Raw genomic sequence first — 2,068 nt, forward strand, 5'->3', positions numbered from 1 at the left:
TGAGAGTGCTTTGTCTGGATGGAAATGCATTATTTACAATTCCATTAAGTAAGGATATGTTATTTAACGATAGATGCGATAGGTAGTTCACCATAATGCCTAATGATTGGACTTTGTTGGTGTAATTACTATTTTTATCAACAAAAGGTTCTAATGGTGTTTGATGTGTTTTTCCACATTTCCTACATTTGTAAATTGTGGATTCTATTTTTTGATTTTTATTCAGATTTCTAAGACCATAATCATGTATTTTAAATGAGTCTGAACCACAACATTCACATTTAAAATCACTATTATCGATGTAACGACATTTAAGACTCCTACCTGTCATTTCTTCCAATGTTTGATGATATGTTGGGTCTACACGATTATCTAAGTATAATATTTCTTCTTCTATCACAACTCTCTTGGTACCATCAGTATTATATATTTTAACATTCATAATTATTACTTGGAGGAAGTTTGTTTTCTCTTTGCATAGATTTAACTATATTCTTCCTCCATTTAATTAATGTTATTATACTCACTTTTTTTTGAATTATACTGAACATTACATGTATATGTTGTACTTTTCATTGAATTTTTTCACTTGTTCACCCTGAAGTTTTTGACACAGTCGTAATTAGATAAGTTATTTCAATTTTCAATTTTACATATGCTCCTTAATAACCCCAGATTACTAAGTTTAATCCAACAAAAAGATAATATTGTTCATGTTTTATTATATAGGACCATAGATCTTATACATATATATTTAATAATATTTTGAATGTTTATATTTAATATAAATAGTATAGTAAAATAATATTTTATATATGAAAACATTTAAATATTTTAATATACAAAAACATATAATAAATATAATAAAATTTAGTATAAAATATTTTAGAAGTCATTATATAAATTTCATGAGGTTTTCATAATTGGGGAAAATATACTTAAAAGCTGTTTTTATTATAGCAATCATGCTATTTACAATAGTTCCTGCTTTTGCAGCAACATCAAATGTCACATCTTCGGATGATTTTACAAATCAGGTTTTAAAATTAGTCAATCAAGAAAGAGCAAAAGTAGGATTAGATCCATTACAGGTTGATCAGAGGTTAGTCGATGCTGCAAAAATTAGAGCTAAAGAATTACTAACACAAGTTAGCCACACTCGACCTAATGGGCAAATATGGTACACAGTCTCAGACTATGCCTACGGCGAAAATCTTGCAGCAGGTCCAAAAACACCAAAAGAAGTTGTTACTGCATGGATAAACTCAAATTATGGACATAAAGAAGCTATTCTAAACAAAACATACAAAACAATTGGTATTGCTTATATTTATAGTGGAAATAATAAAAAATATGGTACTCACTACTGGGTACAGCTATTTGGTTTAGGTGATAAATCATCTAGTTCTGCTAAATCCAATAGTATTATTTCAAAATCAAGTAATATATCGAATTCTAATAAAGGCCATAATGATATTTCAAATTTAAGCACTATTTTAAACTCTAATAAAGATAGTAAGGATATTTTAAATTTAAAATCTGATTTAAATTCTAACAATATTATTTCAAATTTAAAGTTTAGTTTGAAGTCTAATCTATTAACCATTAAATGGAATAAACAATCTTCTTCAATAACTACAGGTTATCAAGTTCTTAAGTATAATTCTGGAAAATATACTGTTTTAACAACATTAAAAAGCAATAAAAAGAATGGCATAACCATTAAATTACAAAGTGCAACAAAATATATGTATAAAATAAGATCCTATAAAAGAATAGCTGGTAAAAATAAGTATGGAAAACTTAGTCCTGAAGTTAAAGTAATCACAAAGCCATTAAAAACAAGCATCACTAAATTATCTTCCAAAAAGAATAAGGTCACAATTACTATAAATAAAGTTTCAAGAGCATCTGGCTACGAAATTTACAGATCTGTTAACATTGGCTGTGCAATAATTAATTTTTCAGTTGATGGATGACAGTGAATTTTCTTAGTTGTGGTTAGATTGTAAATTATTTTTTGTAGTTTTTTTTATTTGTTGTCTATGTTTTTCATTGAATATCTATT

At 26.6% G+C, this 2,068-nt stretch carries 1 protein-coding gene and 1 pseudogene; one reads left to right on the forward strand and one right to left on the reverse strand.

What is annotated here, in order from left to right; all coding sequences use genetic code 11:
- Positions 1 to 442, reverse strand: a pseudogene (locus MBFIL_RS04065) (hypothetical protein); the annotation flags it as partial.
- A gap of 481 nt (positions 443 to 923) precedes the next feature.
- Between MBFIL_RS04065 and MBFIL_RS04070 the strand changes: the two are divergent.
- Entirely contained in the window at positions 924 to 1,979 is a 1,056-nt protein-coding gene (locus MBFIL_RS04070) for a CAP domain-containing protein (RefSeq protein ID WP_066971741.1), read from the forward strand.
- The last annotated feature ends 89 nt before the right edge of the window (positions 1,980 to 2,068 follow it).

Origin of the sequence: Methanobrevibacter filiformis (assembly GCF_001639265.1) — an archaeon.
Taxonomy (GTDB): domain Archaea; phylum Methanobacteriota; class Methanobacteria; order Methanobacteriales; family Methanobacteriaceae; genus Methanacia; species Methanacia filiformis.